15 protein-coding genes are annotated in these 15788 nt (G+C 30.4%); 7 read left to right on the top strand and 8 right to left on the bottom strand.

Annotated elements, in window-relative coordinates; genetic code table 11:
* The first annotated feature begins 73 nt into the window (after positions 1–73).
* Positions 74–1906 carry an ABC transporter ATP-binding protein gene (locus AC2DGP_RS14990; protein WP_484490873.1) on the top strand — a complete coding sequence of 611 codons (1833 nt, stop codon included), beginning with the start codon at positions 74–76 and terminating at the stop codon, positions 1904–1906.
* A 163-nt stretch (positions 1907–2069) separates the two neighbouring features.
* Here AC2DGP_RS14990 and AC2DGP_RS14985 read toward each other — a convergent pair whose 3' ends face one another.
* From AC2DGP_RS14985 to AC2DGP_RS14960, 6 genes are all read right to left on the bottom strand, one after another.
* Complete coding sequence (locus AC2DGP_RS14985) at positions 2070–3014, bottom strand: hypothetical protein (protein WP_484490872.1); 945 nt, start codon at positions 3012–3014, stop codon at positions 2070–2072.
* An 18-nt stretch (positions 3015–3032) separates the two neighbouring features.
* Entirely contained in the window at positions 3033–3563 is a 531-nt protein-coding gene (locus AC2DGP_RS14980) for a KdsC family phosphatase (protein ID WP_484490871.1), read from the bottom strand.
* Positions 3563–4597, bottom strand: coding sequence for an N-acetylneuraminate synthase family protein (locus AC2DGP_RS14975; protein ID WP_484490870.1), 1035 nt, complete (start codon positions 4595–4597; stop codon positions 3563–3565). Before AC2DGP_RS14975 ends, AC2DGP_RS14980 begins: the two co-directional genes overlap by 1 nt.
* Positions 4594–5352: a cytidylyltransferase domain-containing protein gene (locus AC2DGP_RS14970; RefSeq protein WP_484490869.1), complete on the bottom strand. Its 759-nt coding sequence runs from the start codon at positions 5350–5352 to the stop codon at positions 4594–4596. Before AC2DGP_RS14970 ends, AC2DGP_RS14975 begins: the two co-directional genes overlap by 4 nt.
* Positions 5345–6379 carry a hypothetical protein gene (locus tag AC2DGP_RS14965; RefSeq protein WP_484490868.1) on the bottom strand — a complete coding sequence of 345 codons (1035 nt, stop codon included), beginning with the start codon at positions 6377–6379 and terminating at the stop codon, positions 5345–5347. Before AC2DGP_RS14965 ends, AC2DGP_RS14970 begins: the two co-directional genes overlap by 8 nt.
* A gap of 70 nt (positions 6380–6449) precedes the next feature.
* Positions 6450–7544: a glycosyltransferase family 2 protein gene (locus AC2DGP_RS14960; RefSeq protein ID WP_484490867.1), complete on the bottom strand. Its 1095-nt coding sequence runs from the start codon at positions 7542–7544 to the stop codon at positions 6450–6452.
* Positions 7545–7631: 87 nt separating this feature from the next.
* On the opposite strand from AC2DGP_RS14960, the gene AC2DGP_RS14955 reads away from it, so the two are divergent.
* Both AC2DGP_RS14955 and AC2DGP_RS14950 read left to right on the top strand, forming a co-directional pair.
* Complete coding sequence (locus AC2DGP_RS14955; protein WP_484492506.1) at positions 7632–8810, top strand: glycosyltransferase; 1179 nt, start codon at positions 7632–7634, stop codon at positions 8808–8810.
* 254 nt (positions 8811–9064) lie between these two features.
* The gene (locus AC2DGP_RS14950; RefSeq protein ID WP_484490866.1) at positions 9065–10057 is read left to right on the top strand and encodes a glycosyltransferase family 4 protein; all 993 of its coding nucleotides are present in this window, start codon (positions 9065–9067) and stop codon (positions 10055–10057) included.
* On the opposite strand, the gene AC2DGP_RS14945 is transcribed toward AC2DGP_RS14950, so the two are convergent.
* Positions 10054–11136 carry a glycosyltransferase family 4 protein gene (locus tag AC2DGP_RS14945; RefSeq protein ID WP_484490865.1) on the bottom strand — a complete coding sequence of 361 codons (1083 nt, stop codon included), beginning with the start codon at positions 11134–11136 and terminating at the stop codon, positions 10054–10056. The genes AC2DGP_RS14950 and AC2DGP_RS14945 overlap by 4 nt on opposite strands.
* A 1-nt stretch (position 11137) precedes the next feature.
* On the bottom strand, positions 11138–13318 hold the full coding sequence (locus AC2DGP_RS14940; protein WP_484490864.1) for a glycosyltransferase: 2181 nt from the start codon (positions 13316–13318) through the stop codon (positions 11138–11140).
* 65 nt (positions 13319–13383) lie between these two features.
* Here AC2DGP_RS14940 and ruvX point away from each other — a divergent pair, with 65 nt between their 5' ends.
* The 4 genes from ruvX to mazG all read left to right on the top strand — a co-directional run bounded on the left by ruvX (position 13384) and on the right by mazG (position 15786).
* The gene (ruvX, locus tag AC2DGP_RS14935) at positions 13384–13794 is read left to right on the top strand and encodes a Holliday junction resolvase RuvX (RefSeq protein WP_484490863.1); all 411 of its coding nucleotides are present in this window, start codon (positions 13384–13386) and stop codon (positions 13792–13794) included.
* Between the two features lie 81 nt (positions 13795–13875).
* Positions 13876–14463 carry a peptide deformylase gene (gene def / locus AC2DGP_RS14930; protein WP_484490862.1) on the top strand — a complete coding sequence of 196 codons (588 nt, stop codon included), beginning with the start codon at positions 13876–13878 and terminating at the stop codon, positions 14461–14463.
* Positions 14464–14488: 25 nt separating this feature from the next.
* Complete coding sequence (locus AC2DGP_RS14925; protein WP_484490861.1) at positions 14489–14905, top strand: DUF5606 family protein; 417 nt, start codon at positions 14489–14491, stop codon at positions 14903–14905.
* Between the two features lie 101 nt (positions 14906–15006).
* Complete coding sequence (mazG, locus tag AC2DGP_RS14920; RefSeq protein ID WP_484490860.1) at positions 15007–15786, top strand: nucleoside triphosphate pyrophosphohydrolase; 780 nt, start codon at positions 15007–15009, stop codon at positions 15784–15786.
* The last annotated feature ends 2 nt before the right edge of the window (positions 15787–15788 follow it).

Here is a 15788-nt window from a genome sequence, read left to right as displayed (position 1 = left end):
AGTTCTAAAACGACGCTATGCAATTATCACTTTTCACATAGTAATGGTTTTTGACAATTGTAAATACAAATAAATGAAATATTTCAAAAGGTTTTTAAAATACGCTATTCCTTATAAGTGGCTGGGCATAACAAGTATTATCTTAAATATATTATATGCTTTATTTTCTGCTTTATCGTTCTTAGCTCTAATACCAATGTTGAACGTATTATTTGGTGATACCGAAAAAATATACAAGCAACCTATTTTAAACGATTTTACTAGTATAGATAAGGAATATTTAGAAAATTATTTAAATTATTTGATTACAACAAATACTGAGAATCTAGGTCCTGAAAGTACACTTGCTTATATGGTTTTTGGTGTTGTACTTGTGTTTTTCTTAAAAAACATTTTCGCATACTTAGGCGGATTATTCATGGTTTTTCTTAAAAACGCAGTTTTAAAGGATTTACGTAATGAGATTTATGAAAAAATCATCAGTCTTCCTGTTTCTTATTTTTCTGAAAAAAGAAAAGGTGACACAATCGCGCGGGCAACGGGAGATGTTGGAACTATAAATGAAACATTTCTAAATTTATCCATCGTAATTATTAGAGAGCCTTTGAATATAATATTTACTTTAATATTTATGGTGAATTTAAGTCCAAAATTATCTCTATTTGTTTTCACATTTATTCCCGTATCTGGTTGGCTTATCTCTTTAGTTAGTAAAAAAATCAAAAGCCAATCCGCTACTTTATTTAAAGAAGGTGGCGTAATGCTAAGTATTATTGAAGAAACAATTTCTGGGTTAAGGGTAATCAAAGCTTTTAACTCGGAAACATTCTTTTCAAAAAAATATGATATGTTCAATTCTCGTATAAAAAAACTTAGTAATGACTTATCCAAACGTAATGCATTAGCATCTCCAATGAGTGAATTTCTTGGTATTGCTACCATTGCATCACTCCTATGGTTTGGAGGTAAAATGGTTTTAATTGAAGGAAGTTTAAAGGCAGGTACTTTCCTCGCTTTTATGGGGCTAGCGTACAACATACTAACTCCTGCTAAAGCGATTTCCAAAGCGAGTAATGCTGTTAAAATAGGAAATTCTGCAGCACAAAGAGTCTTTGAAGTATTAGACACTGTCAACCCAATGATAAATAGTATCAACAGTAAATCACTCAATGGTTTCAACCATGAAGTTAAATTTGATAATATTTCTTTCAAGTACAAGGATGAATATGTTCTAAAAAACTTTTCATTGACCATACCTAAAGGAAAAAAGATTGCATTGGTTGGGCAGTCTGGTAGCGGAAAGTCTACCTTAGCAAATTTAATAACACGCTTTTGGGATGTGAATGAAGGAAAAATAACAATAGACGGGATCAACATTAAAGATGTAACTACCACTTCACTTAGAAGTCAAATGGGAATTGTAACTCAAGACTCTATTCTTTTCAATGACTCCATTGCAAACAATATCACCTTGGGAATTAACAATCCAGACAAAGAAAAAATGATTGAAGCAGCCAAAGTAGCGAATGCACATGATTTTATTATGGAAATTCCTGACCAGTACGAAAGTCCCGTTGGTGATAGTGGGGGGATGCTTTCTGGAGGACAAAAACAACGAATTTCAATTGCTCGTGCAGTTATGAAAAACCCTCCTATCATGATTTTGGATGAAGCTACTTCGGCACTAGATACAGAATCAGAAAAATTAGTTCAGGATGCCATTGAGAAAATGATGGAAAATAGAACTTCGTTAGTGATTGCGCATCGATTATCAACAATTCAAAACGCGGATTTAATAGTGGTTATGAAAAAAGGAGAAATAGTTGAACAAGGAACTCATGAAGAATTGTTGACTTTGAATGGAACCTATACTAATTTGGTGAGCTTACAGCAGCTAGAGGGATAAAAACCACCAAATATTTCAAAAAAACTTAGAAATACTCGACGTTTTTTTTAAAAAAATACAATACAGATATTAGAATTCCACAAATAAAACTATCAATTTTTATTCTTTTCAAGAAAGATTAAAATTGAATTTGTATTAAATACATAAAAGATATTAAGGAAATTTAACTCTTTTCTTGAATCTCTTTAAGCTCTTTTAAACCGTTCTTTAAATCTAAATACAAACTTAAGGCTCTATCTAACTCAAAGGTTTCTTTGTATTTAAACTTTAATTTGTATTTAATTTTCTTAAATAGTTTACTATAAAAGTTAGACACAAAATTACTTGGTTTTTTTGCTTTCTTTAGAAAACCATCAACAGAAACAAATTCTTTATTACTCAAAAAATCCTCAAAAATATCTTTATATCTACTATTAGGATTCTCTTGAAAATTATAATTGCCAAAACCGTAATTGGGTTTTAAAAATTTTAAATGGAAATACAGCAAACCTACATATTTAACTTTTTCAAAAGGATGTTGTAATACTTCATACCTAAGATCGTGTATAAAGTATGTTTCAGAAGTAACTCTAAAAAACCAATGATCACCAACACCTCCAAAATATGCATTATTATATACCCCAACATAATCCTTTTCTTTCAATAAATTTAATCCCGAAAAAACCATTAACTCTTCTCTATTATAATCTGCCCGAATATAATCCATAGCCTTTTTTAGATTTTTCCCAATAGCAATATGATCATCATCTAACTTTGTTACTATTTTATAAGTGGTCTTAGACAAGGCAAAATTGTAATAATTAACCAAACTATTCACAGAGTTGGCTGCCGTCACTTTATGTAAATCAGAACCCGGAGGAAATACTTCAGGTAAATAATGATAAACCTTTAATTTCTCTGGGTATTTCACTTGAAGCCTTAATAAGATAGATTCTGTACTATCAGAACAACAATTATAGCAAGCTATAATCTCATCAAAAAACTCAATATGAGACTCTATGGTTTCTTCCAGAAAGTCTTCACCATTTTTTATCCGCATAAACGCGGCAACACCATCTTTTCTTTTATCAGAATTCAAGGTTGATTTATCAAAAACAAATTCATCCATTATTTGACACTGTATATTTTATTGTCTGTTAATCTTTGAAACAAGCCTCCCTTTATCTTTTAACAAAGTAATAATATCAACTCCAGATTCATCAAGAATCACCTCAACAAACTCTCTAAAGACTCCTTCTCCTCCTTTTTTTGAAAGTACCAATTCCACTTCACTACTGATATATTTTGGAGCACTTGAAGGTGCTGCGCTAAAACCGACAATTTTAAGCAAATCATAGTCATTAATATCATCACCTACATAGGCTACTTCAGAAATATCAATATCTAATTCAATACATAAATTATTGACGATTTCAATTTTATTTTTAATTCCAGAAAAAAAATAATCTACTTGTAATTTTTCAGCTCTTCTTTTTGCTGAAAGAGTCGCTTCACCAGTAATAATACCTACAGGAATATCTAACAACTTACAAAACAGAACACCTGCACTATCATAGGTATTAAATTTTTTAAATTCATTTCCTGTCTCGTCATAAAACATACCTCCATCAGTCCAAACACCATCAATATCCGTTAAAATCAATTTAGGTAACTTCATTAGTTGGTATTTTTTGTGTAAATAATTTCATCAATAGACAAGTCAGAGATTAATTTTTTACCAAGAATAGTATTTCTTTCTGACCATTTTACTCCGTCACCTGGACTCAACAAATGAATATCTTCTTCTGTAAGCACATGTCCTTTTTTCAGCGACTTATTTGTAGCTACTGATCTTTCTAATTTTTCTCTAGCAACTACAACAGACTCTTCAATAAACATCTCTTTTTTCCCAAAAGATAATTCAAGGTTTCTAATATCCCTCACCATCCTATTGATACCATCAATTGCTAATGACCCAGCCTGATCTGTACCCTTCATCTTTCTATCAATTGTAATATGCTTTTCAATAATCTCAGCTCCCATTGCAACCGCCGCTAATGGTGTTGCAATACCAATTGAATGATCTGAATAACCAATTGAATAATTAGGATAATTTTCTTGTAAAAATTTAAGAGTGTTTAAATTTACATTTTCATATTTAGTTGGATATTCAGATACGCAATGTAAGATAGAAATATCCGAATGATACCTTGTAATTTCATTCAAGCCTTCATCTAATTCTTTCTGCCCAGCCATCCCTGTGGAAAGAATTATTGGGATTTTTGTTTCCGCCAATGCAGATAGCAGTGGTAAATTAGTTAAATCTCTAGAAGCTACTTTTAATTTATCTGGTGTAAATAATTTTAAAACACTCATACAACCAATAGCGCATAGAGTCTCAACAAAGTCAATTCCTTTTTCTTTGGCATATTTATAACATTCAAAATGTTCTTCGTCATTTAACTCTAAGAACTCCCTATGTTCACCATAAGTTCTCCCAAAAGAGTTTGGAGTATCATAAAGTCTATCCATTTGAGATTTTGACAGTTCCTGACTCAAATCTCTTTTTGTCAATTTAACAGCATCCATACTGTTCAGTTTCATTCCAAACAGATCATCAACTACAGGCCTAGAAGAAATATCAATCAGTAGTTTTGCTAATTCTACACTACCGTTGTGATTTTGACCTATTTCACCAATTATATATGTCATTTGCTATGTTTTTCAATGTTTTTTACCATCATCTTTAAATAGTCAGGCTTTGAATCTACAAAACTAACTAATTCTTCAATGGAACTATGTAATTCATTATGATATTTATTGTAAAGTACTTTCAACAAATCAAAATCTTGCTGATCGTCTAATGTAAATCTAAGGTTGGTTCTTTTAGATAAAAATGCCGGAACTTCGATTAAGCTAATTTGGAACAATTCTGGATGTGTATATATATAATTTGAAACATGTTCAATATATAACTTATCCGAAGTTAGCTCACTTACTCTTCTTAATGCTTTTACCTTAATAATTTCTCCAAACAATCCAAAATGTGTTTTTATCACAGGTATATTGAAACCATTATGAAAGCTTAGGTAGTCAAGTTTATTCTCTTGAAATTCTTGAATAAGCTGTTTTAAAAATTTCATTTGTAAAAACGGATTATCCGAACAGATACGAATCACTGTAGAGAAACCATATTTATCTGAAACGTCCAAAAATCTAGACAATACATCTTGCTCATTTCCTTGATAAAAAAGTATATTATGTTTTGCCGCAATAGGCTTTAATGCTTCATCTTTGATAGAATTACTAGTTGCTAAAACAATAGGAAAATCACCTAGTTTTTTTAAATTTTCAAGCAAAATATCTAATACTGATGTATCTTTATAAAATGGTTTAATAATTTTACCTGGCAGCCTTGAAGATCCTAATCTTGCTTGAATAACGATTCCTATATTTTGTTTAGTCATAGTTCAATACATGTTCTTTTAACTTCTCTTTTTGATATGCATACATGGCTTTTATTTGCTTCTCCCATCTTTTAGACACTTTATCCATATCCAAATTAAAATACTCAACAGATATCATATCACCATATAAAAAACTCAACGTTGTTAATGCTGTAGAGACAGTCCCAGTTACAATTTCGGGAACCTTATTTTCTACTAAAAACGATAATTCAATATTAATTTTATTCTTTTTTATCTTAAAACCTAAACTCGACTCTATAAGTCTTGAAAAACCCTCATCTTCATTTGGATGTGGTAAGTAATAAAGTTCTTTATCTTTAAACTCCTCTTTAACTTTAACTAAGGTCTGTAGATAATCATAGTACTTTAAAACACCTTCATTGATAGCATTATTACCGATAAAATACACAACTCCTTTTAAAACTTCTATATTCGATGTTTTGAAACTATTAAGCCAATTGAAATTATTTTTTATAACCGAGCAATACTCATTACCTTCAATCTCATAGAAAGTAAAAAAGTTCACATATTCAATTGGTTTATGTACAACAATCCTTTGCAAACGATATCTAAACATTATCTTTTTTTGTCTAGATCTTATTTGGTCATTTTCTTCACCTTTAAAAAGATGAAACCTATTGGTTAAGTTTCCTTCTCTTACTAAAGTTTTATAAATATTAATAGTTGCAGCACCATCATCTAAAAGAAATAGTTTTTCATATTTTAAATTATGCACAAAATAAGCAGACGTTCTGAAAGAACGAGATAAAAAGAATTCATATTCATTTTTCTGAAGTTTTTTTAGAAGCTTCACCCATCTTTCACCATAGTAAGTACCATCTAACTCTAACCAAATAACTTCATCCCATTCAGGATAGTGTTTTAATAAAAACTCATGAGTTTTTACATCTACTTTATCATAATGAATTATCAGTGTTGCATTTGAGATCACAAACTGTTCTCTGGCCTCAATTGCTCCAATTAGCTCAAGAGGTCGGGTTATATATACTAAAGATTGTTTTTTCATTTATTTATTAATGAGAATAAACAAAGATATCCATTTTGAAGAACCCTTTTTAATTTATTTTATAATGATTCTAATAAAACTTTTGGGTTTTTCTTGTAATTGCATTTATCAGCAAGGCTGTTTTTTTGTAAAATTTAAATTTAATTTTATTCCATATCGATCTATGTCTCTCATTTGAGTAACACCAAACAATCACATTGATTGAATATATAGACAACGTTTGAAACAAATAAAATGATTTTTCAATTCTCTTATTTAGCACTCTTTTTGTCCTTTCTACTTTTAATATCATAAATGCTTTCTGAATATTATCTATAGCTAGATTTCTATCAGAATAGGTTATCTTTTCAAAAAGCGAGGAAACAATTTCTTTTTTCAATCGAATTAGATAAGACGCTATAATGTCCAAATATCTTTCTCCTTTTTTTGACAAATAATATTCGTTATATATAAAAGTTGTCAATCTTAAATAGGCATTTATATTTTTTATTCCATATGAACTTGTAATTGAAGTTTCGTTTCCTTTATTATAGAAGTAAGTAACCTTATCTCCCAAAATAATTGCCTTTGCGTAAAACAATGTTTCGAAAAACCACAGTTCATCTTCATGCAATACCCCATCAAGAAACCTCAATTTATTTTGTTTCAAAAAAGCATTTCTATACAACCTATTCCATGCTACACAGACCAAGTCATTTTCTAAAACCATCTTAATCAATGAACCTTCTACGTTATTAAAAACCTTATTGATCTCTAGTTCATGAGGCATTAATCCAATTATATCTTTATTTTGACCCGAAGTTTCTGCACATCGACCAAACACAATATCAATATCAATTGAAGTGTAACTGAGTAAGCTTTCTATCGTATTATCATCTAATAAATCATCAGCATCAATAAAATAAACAAATTCTCCATTCGCCTTCTCCAAACCTGTATTTCGCGCTCCAGATAAACCTAGGTTATCTTGATAAACATACTTAAACCTTTCATCTCGTTTTTCCCAGACTAAAAGATTTTCTTTAGTAGCATCAGTACTTCCATCATCCACCATGATACATTCCCAATTTACATATGACTGCTTATATATACTTTGAATTGTTTTATTTATTAATTTTTCACAATTATAGCATGGTATGATAATTGAGACCTGTTGGGAAACCATAATATTTTTTTTTGCAAAGTATAAAATTTAAATAGAATTACTACTTTAGCCCTTTAGTTTTTACTAAAACTTTACGCTGTTACTTTGATGAAAAAAATTCTTTATTTCTATCCTGAAAACCCTTTAAACTTAGTGAAGGGAAACAACAAAAGGGCAAATTCATTATTAAAATATTTCAAGACTAAAAATTTCAGCCTTGACCTTATAGGCGTATCGAATTATGATTACTCTGAAAAAGACATGTTCGATTTAAAATCACAAGGCCTTATTAATGAGGGATGGTTACTTAAAAAAAATATTTCTAATATCAGACAAGCAATCTCCTATTTTCTTTTAGTAAAACTAACTCGAGGCATTTTAAAAATATTTTGGAAGACTCGATATTTATCAATCCTTGATGTAAACAGCATAAAAAAAGGACATTTAGAATTATTCGAATCAAAGTTGAAGAACAACTACGACATAATTATTATTTCATACAGCAACTGGGCTGGCCTGATTAAGCATATTAAGAAAATAGCTCCGAATTCAAGATTAATTATTGATACCCATGATTTTATTACATCTCAATATCAAAATCAATCCCATTTTGATATAGGCTATTACTTCAAAAAAGAAATAAATGCCTTAACCTTATTCGATGAAATTTGGGCTATTTCAATAGAAGAACACTTTCTTTTTAGTCAATTTCTAATTGATAAATCGGTTCGTTTAATTCCACATGGAACCGCATCTAAAAAGACAGCTCATAGTTTTGAAGCGGAAATCGATTTGTTATATATCGCCTCTGACAACCCACATAATGTAAAATCAATAAAATGGTTTTTAGAATTTGTATACCCCCTTTTAAACATCGATATTAACATTACCATTATTGGAAAAATTTGCAATCATATTGATGAGCACCCAAATATTGATAAAATAGAATTTGCAGAAAGTTTAGATGAGTATTATTCAAATTCTAAAATCTGTCTTTGCCCAATGCTTAGCGGAACAGGATTAAAAATAAAAGTAGTGGAGGCATTATCCTACGGATTACCTGTAGTATGTAACCAAAGAGGAGTAGACGGGTTGCTCAACAAAACTAAAAATGGTTGTCTTGTTACAGAGTCTGAAATAGAATTCGCAAATAACATAACTCAGTTGTTATCAGACAAAATTTTATATACTTCTACAAAACGAGATGCAATCTCTTTTTTTGAAGAAACTTTAAGTAAAACAGTTGTTTCTAAAAGACTAAATGAAGCCTTTAACCTTAAAAAGTAATCGTTTTGAAGAAAATAGCAATCGTTATACAAAGATATGGTCTAGAGGTCAACGGAGGTGCAGAATATCATGCTCGATTATTAGCCGAAAAACTATCTAAAAACCATAGTATAACTATACTAACCACTTGCGCGATTAACAGCAATACTTGGGAGGATCATTATTCCACTTCAGATAATATTGTAAATCATGTTCCCGTGCTAAGATTCAAATCTACCAAACAAAATGCGAAATTGTTTAGAAAATCTCGAAGAGTGATACTAGAAGAAACTAAACTCCAAAAAGCATTAAAAATCCTTAAATTATTAAACTTTATCAAGAGACATACTGCTATTTTTTCTCCAAGTGAAAAAGATGCCGAGAATTGGCTACAACAACAAGGTCCATATTGTCCAGATTTAATTAAACACATTATCAAAGAAAAAGACAATTACGATTGTTTTATATTTTTCACTTATTTATTCTACCCTACAGTCACAGCACTCCCCCTAGTATCAGAAAAAAGTATTTTTATACCAACAGCTCATGACGAACCGTTATTATATACATTGCCCTATAAAAATCTTTTTTCTCTCCCTAAACACATTTTATATAATACCTCTTCAGAAAAAAAACTCATTGAATCCAACTTTAGTCGTCATACAAAATCCAATGATATTGCGGGAATAGGAATAGACGAAATTATTGTCACACAGAAAACTAAGGACGACGACTTTTATAATTATGATTTTGACTACCTCATTTATATAGGTCGTATTGAAGGTGCTAAAGGGTGCGAAGAGCTTGTAAATTATTTTAATGCAACAAACTTTGATAAAAAACTCAAGCTGGTTTTAGTTGGAAAAAACAATACTAAATTAAAAGAAAGTGACAATGTTATTTTTACGGGCTTTGTTTCTGAACAACATAAATATAAATTATTATCTAACTCGTTAGCTTTAATTATTCCTTCAAGATTTGAAAGTTTGTCTTTAGTAACCTTAGAAGCAATGATTCATAAAAAACCCGTGATTGCAAATCACCATTGTGAAGTCCTTAGAAACCATATTAACGAAAGTTCAGCGGGCTATACATATTCTACAATAACTACTTTTAAAAACCAAGTTAACAAGCTATTATCATTATCTATTGAAGACAAAAAAAGAATTGGAGAAAATGGATATAGTTACGTTATTAAAAACTATTCTTGGGATGTTATTCTACAAAAGTTCGAGAATGCTTTTGATTTAATCACAACCAAAAACTAAGAAACTCTCTTATATAATTCCATATAATTTTTAGCCATCACCAAATAATCATACCTCTTTGCCCAAGAATTTAAATTTTTCTCTTGATTAACTTTATTTTGCTGATATGTTTGCATTCCGTTTTTATAAACCTCTAACATTTTGTCCGTTTCAAAAGAAGAAAAATAATTAGCAACACTACCTCCAATTTCAGGTAAACTGGTACGGTTACTCAAAAACACAGGTTTACCAAAATACATAGCTTCTATCGGAGGAATACCGAAACCCTCCGCCAAAGACGGATGACACATTGAAGTACAATTTTGAATTAACCCCCACTTCTCTTGTTCTGAAATATTTCTAACGATATGAATACGATTTTCTACACCTAATTTATTAGCTTCTGCAAATAATTCTTTTTTATACTCTTCCTTTTCTCCCGAAACCACTAAAACCAAATCTTCTTGAATATGTGGCAACATTTGGATTAAAGTTAACTGATTCTTTTTCGGAAATAGTACTCCTATATTCAATATGTATTTTTTATTTTTCAAAAATTCAAATCTCCCAAGGGGATAAAGTTTCAAATCAGGAAATTGCATTCCGTTATGAATTACAACAATTTCTGGTTCAAGTTTAAAATTGAATAGTTTTAAATTATCTAATAAATCTTGTTTTGTAAACTCAGATATACAAACAATAACATTAGAATTCTCAATATTCTTTTTTACTTTTTTTAATTCTTTGTTATATTTTTTTATTGAAATATCTTCATGTAAAAAATTTAGATCATGTAAAGTCACAATTTTTTTTTGCGACTTATATTTATAATGAAAATAAGAAGACAATTGATGACTTGTGTGTAACACAGAATATTTGAATGTATAAAAAGAGATTAATTTATGTATGGCTTTTCGAGCTACTACAATCAAACCAGTATTTAAACTCTCTAGCGTTTCTTTTGGACCATATATCGCTACCTTGACTTTCTCATTATCCTCCAATTCTTTCAAACCAAGAACAAGGTTCCTAAAGACATTTGCAATTCCTGAATTAGGGTACCTTAATCTTTCTAAATCTAATAACACTTTCTTCCTCATCCTAAATCAAACTTTTATAAATCGTATCTATACTCTCTGCTATTTGCTCATCGTTAAATTTCTGAACATATTCATAACCACAATTTATCATTTTATTTTTCAATGTTTCATTAGACAAAACCTCTATAATACTATCCTTTAACTCTTGTTCATTAATCGGAGAAATATAAATTGAACTTGGACCACCTGCTTCAGAAAAGCATCCTCCCTTAGAAGTAATTACAGGAGTCTTACAATATAGAGCTTCAATTATTGGAATACCAAAACCTTCAAATAAGCTTGGATATAAAAACAATTCTGCCATTTGATACAACGCTACCAATTCTTTCAGTTCAACATGATCTAAAAACAAGACCTTATTTTCTATTTCATTTTCAATAATAAATCGTCTAACAGTATCAAAATACCTAGTCTTTCCACCCACAACAACCAATACAACATCTAAGTCTTTTATGGCTTTTACCGACAACAATAAATTCTTTCTCTCTTCTATTGTACCAACACTTAAAATAAATTTGTCCGGTAACTCGAATTTATTTTTAACGAATTCCTTAAAAACTTTTGTTTGCTCCTCCTTAAAATAAGAATGACACCCTTGATAAACTACCTGAATTTTATCTTCCTTAATATCTAAAAACTCAACTACATCTCGTTTGGTTTGCTCGCTAATCGCAATCACAACATCAGCATTTTGAGCGGCAAACAAAAACTTCTTAAAATGGATCTTCCGATCCATGTATTTATACATTTTTGGATACCTGATAAAAATTAAATCATGAATAGTGACTACACTTTTTATATTGGCTGGTTTTAACCCTCTTGGAATCTCTCCAGAAAGTCCATGAAAAATCGAAACACCATCCTCTACCAATTGTCTTACAATAGGCCCCTGCCTCCATACTGAAGAATTTTTTCTCCAGAAATTTGACTTAGGTAAAATTTCGATTAAATTATTTGCTTTCGGTAACCTATCTATTTTTTTCTTTTTTGGGTTGTATAATAAATACTGATTATAACTATAAAACTTTGACAGAATACTTACCAAATCTCTACTATAGTTACCTAAGCCTGTCTTATTATGAAAAATTCGCTTGGCGTCATACCCAATTCTTAAATTAGATTCAGGGTCTATAATAGCTTCGTGCCTTGAAATATGATTCATAGAACGTGTACTCAACCATGTCAATTTACTTAGACATTGATAATAATAACCAATCATATTGGTGTACACATAGAAGCGTAAAAACATTTTTGGAATAAAAAATAACAACAAACCAAAAACAGCCCCAAAGCATCTAAATATCAAGGTGTACAAAATCAATAAACTCTGCATAAACCGTTTCTTATTCCCTTTGAAATAGTTACATATATAAATATGTTTTGAAATAAGAACATGAGATCTCGTTAATGCCGAAGTTTTCACATTTATCCTGGAAGCTCCACCATGATTATGAACTATTTCTACATCTCTTAATAAAGCAATTTTGCCCCCATTCAAGGCAACTCTTTTACAAAGATCCACATCTTCAAAATACATCCAGTAGTCTTCGTTAAAACCACCTAATTTATCAAACCATTGTTTTGATATCATCATCACAGAGCCTGAAACCCAATCCGGAAAAATGATTCTTTTCTCTAGTTCAAATTCCGTTTCAATTTTCTTTTGGTTCCTAGTTCTATATAAAGCTCTGAAAGCTCCAAAAAGGGTCTTTATGTCAGGAAAAAAACGAACCTGTTTTTCTTTGGCCCCATTTTCATTCTTCTGCACACAAGAAGCAATCCCCACATTTTTATCAGTAATCACCAGCTTTATCATCGCTTCTAAGGCAGTAGCATTGGCAATTGTATCCGGATTTAAAAACAAAAAGTAGTCCCCAGAAGCCTTTTCCGCTCCTAAATTACAAGCATTAGCAAAACCGTTATTACCTGTGTTTTCAATAAATAAAATAGAAGGATAACTCTCTATAAACCTATCTCTCACATCCGAACCTCCATCATTATCAACAACAACTACCTCTAAATCAAATGATAGATTCAACATTGATGTCAATGCATTCAAACAGTTTTCTAAATGTTTCCAACTTTTATAATTGACAATTATAACTGACAATGTCAATTCTTTGAAGGTTTTTATACTAGATGTTTCTTCTCCTTTTTCCACAAAACAAATATATATATTCATTTAATCAATACAGGAATTATATATTAAATATTTAACTTTACAACTTACTCAAAACACCATTCCTTATGGGAAAAATATTAGCAATTGATTTTGGAATCAAAAGAACTGGAATTGCTGTTACAGATGACTTACAGATGATTGCTTCAGGTTTGACTACCGTGAACACAAAAGAATTATTGAACTTTTTAATTAAGTATGTCAAAGATGAAAATGTAGAAATTATCGTTGTCGGACAACCTAAACAGATGAACAACACCGAATCTGAAAGTGAACCCTTGATAAAACAATTTTTAAACAAACTAAAACCTCAAATTCCGTTCGTAGAAATAATTAGGGAAGATGAAAGGTTCACTTCTAAAATGGCTTTCCAAACAATGATTGACAGTGGTCTATCTAAAAAAAAGAGAAGGGACAAAGCTCTTGTAGATGAAATAAGCGCAACAATAATATTACAGTCTTATTTATACAATAAGTAAAGGAGGATTAAGGAAAAATAAATTTCAAACAAGTCCTATATTTTGTACTTTTGCAAACTATAATTCAAAAAAAATCTACTTATGATTTTACCAATTGTCGCGTATGGCGATCCTGTTTTAAGAAAAGTTGCTAAAGAAATTGATGCGGATTACCCTGAATTAGATAAACTGATATCTAATATGTGGGAAACAATGAATAATGCGCAAGGTGTAGGTATTGCAGCTCCTCAAATAGGAAGAGCGATAAGATTATTTGTTATTGATGCCTCTCCCTTTGGTGATGATGAAGACTTATCTGAAGACGATAGAAATGTTTTAAAGGATTTCAAGCATGTTTTTATCAATGCAAAAATAATTGAAGAAACCGGTGACGAGTGGGCTTTTAACGAAGGTTGTTTGAGTATACCAGATGTACGTGAAGATGTTTTTCGTAAAGAACATATAACCATTGAATACCAAGATGAAAGCTTTAAAAAACAAACAAGAACACTTTCAGGGCTAGCGGCAAGGGTATTTCAACATGAATATGATCACATAGAAGGAATCTTGTTTACAGACAAATTATCCTCTTTAAAAAAACGATTGATCAAAAAAAAACTAGAAAACATTTCAAAAGGAAAAATCAATGCAGATTACAGAATGAGATTTCCTAATGCAAAACGAAAATAAAATTTAAACTACAAAATAAGATTACATGGGACTTACTAAAACAATAGCAATTACCGGAAAACCAGGTTTATTCAATATTATCTCTCAGTCTAAAGGAGGGTTTGTTGTTCAATCGTTAGTTGATCAAAAAAAATTTCCTATTTCAAACAGCCATAACGTGAGTGTTTTAAACGACATCGCTATTTATACTTACGAAGAAGAAGTTCCATTAAGAAACATCTTTCTTACAATTAACGAAAAAGAAGAGGGTAAAGAATCTATCAGTCATAAATCTGATAACAAAACACTATTAAGTTATTTTGCTGAAATACTACCTGATTTCGACCAGGAACGTGTTTATCCATCAAATATTAAAAAAGTATTGCAATGGTATAACATCTTAGTAGCAGCTGAATTTGACTTCTCAAGTATCAAAGAAGCAGAAGAAACGGAAGAAGCATAATTCTAATACTTATAAAGACCTGATTTTTTAATATCAGGTCTTTTTTTTGTGTTAAAATATCAATAGTACCTTTGGTTTAAATTTTCAAAAAAAGAACCTACATGAATTCAAGAGAAAAACAACTAGAATCTTTTAGCAAACTACTCGACGTTATGGACGAGTTAAGAGAGAAATGTCCATGGGATAAAAAGCAAACTCTTGAAAGTTTAAGACATTTAACAATCGAAGAAACTTACGAACTAGCAGATGCTATTCTAGAAGACGACAAAGAGGAAATAAAAAAAGAACTAGGTGATTTACTTTTACATATTGTTTTTTATGCTAAAATTGGATCAGAAACAAACTCTTTTGATTTGGGCAGTATTTCAGAATCTATTGTAAAAAAACTTATTCATAGACACCCACATATTTATGGAGACGCAAAGGTATCCAATGAAGAAGACGTTAAGAAGAACTGGGAAAAACTAAAACTTAAAGAGGGAAAAACATCCGTTTTAGAAGGAGTTCCCAAATCTCTTCCAGCTTTAGTGAAAGCAAATCGAATCCAAGACAAAGTAGCCGGTGTAGGTTTTGACTGGGAAGAACCCCATCAGGTATGGGAAAAAGTTCAAGAGGAACTTTCTGAATTAAATGAAGAAGTAAAAAACGGAAATAGCGATAAAATTGAATCAGAATTTGGTGATGTGCTTTTTTCAATGATCAATTATGCGAGATTCATCAACGTAAATCCAGAAAACGCACTTGAACGAACCAATAAAAAATTCACTAAAAGATTTCAATTCTTAGAACAAGAAGCAAAAAAAAATCAAAAAAAACTTTCTGAAATGTCTTTAACTGAAATGGATGTGTATTGGAATGAGGCTAAAAAACATTTTAAATAAAC

The sequence above is a fragment of the Flavicella sp. IMCC45537 genome (assembly GCF_057197705.1).
Note: the sequence above shows the minus strand (reverse complement) of the source record. Positions and strands in the feature narration are given on the sequence as shown.

Excerpts from the sequence above, each read along its gene's own strand:
- AC2DGP_RS14990 (WP_484490873.1), top strand. The coding sequence starts at position 74 with ATGAAATATTTCAAAAGGTTTTTAAAATACGCTATTCCTTATAAGTGG.
- AC2DGP_RS14985 (WP_484490872.1), bottom strand. The coding sequence starts at position 3,014 with ATGGATGAATTTGTTTTTGATAAATCAACCTTGAATTCTGATAAAAGA.
- AC2DGP_RS14980 (WP_484490871.1), bottom strand. The coding sequence starts at position 3,563 with ATGAAGTTACCTAAATTGATTTTAACGGATATTGATGGTGTTTGGACT.
- AC2DGP_RS14975 (WP_484490870.1), bottom strand. The coding sequence starts at position 4,597 with ATGACATATATAATTGGTGAAATAGGTCAAAATCACAACGGTAGTGTA.
- AC2DGP_RS14970 (WP_484490869.1), bottom strand. The coding sequence starts at position 5,352 with ATGACTAAACAAAATATAGGAATCGTTATTCAAGCAAGATTAGGATCT.
- AC2DGP_RS14965 (WP_484490868.1), bottom strand. The coding sequence starts at position 6,379 with ATGAAAAAACAATCTTTAGTATATATAACCCGACCTCTTGAGCTAATT.
- AC2DGP_RS14960 (WP_484490867.1), bottom strand. The coding sequence starts at position 7,544 with ATGGTTTCCCAACAGGTCTCAATTATCATACCATGCTATAATTGTGAA.
- AC2DGP_RS14955 (WP_484492506.1), top strand. The coding sequence starts at position 7,632 with ATGAAAAAAATTCTTTATTTCTATCCTGAAAACCCTTTAAACTTAGTG.
- AC2DGP_RS14945 (WP_484490865.1), bottom strand. The coding sequence starts at position 11,136 with ATGAGGAAGAAAGTGTTATTAGATTTAGAAAGATTAAGGTACCCTAAT.
- AC2DGP_RS14940 (WP_484490864.1), bottom strand. The coding sequence starts at position 13,318 with ATGAATATATATATTTGTTTTGTGGAAAAAGGAGAAGAAACATCTAGT.
- ruvX (WP_484490863.1), top strand. The coding sequence starts at position 13,384 with ATGGGAAAAATATTAGCAATTGATTTTGGAATCAAAAGAACTGGAATT.
- def (WP_484490862.1), top strand. The coding sequence starts at position 13,876 with ATGATTTTACCAATTGTCGCGTATGGCGATCCTGTTTTAAGAAAAGTT.
- AC2DGP_RS14925 (WP_484490861.1), top strand. The coding sequence starts at position 14,489 with ATGGGACTTACTAAAACAATAGCAATTACCGGAAAACCAGGTTTATTC.
- mazG (WP_484490860.1), top strand. The coding sequence starts at position 15,007 with ATGAATTCAAGAGAAAAACAACTAGAATCTTTTAGCAAACTACTCGAC.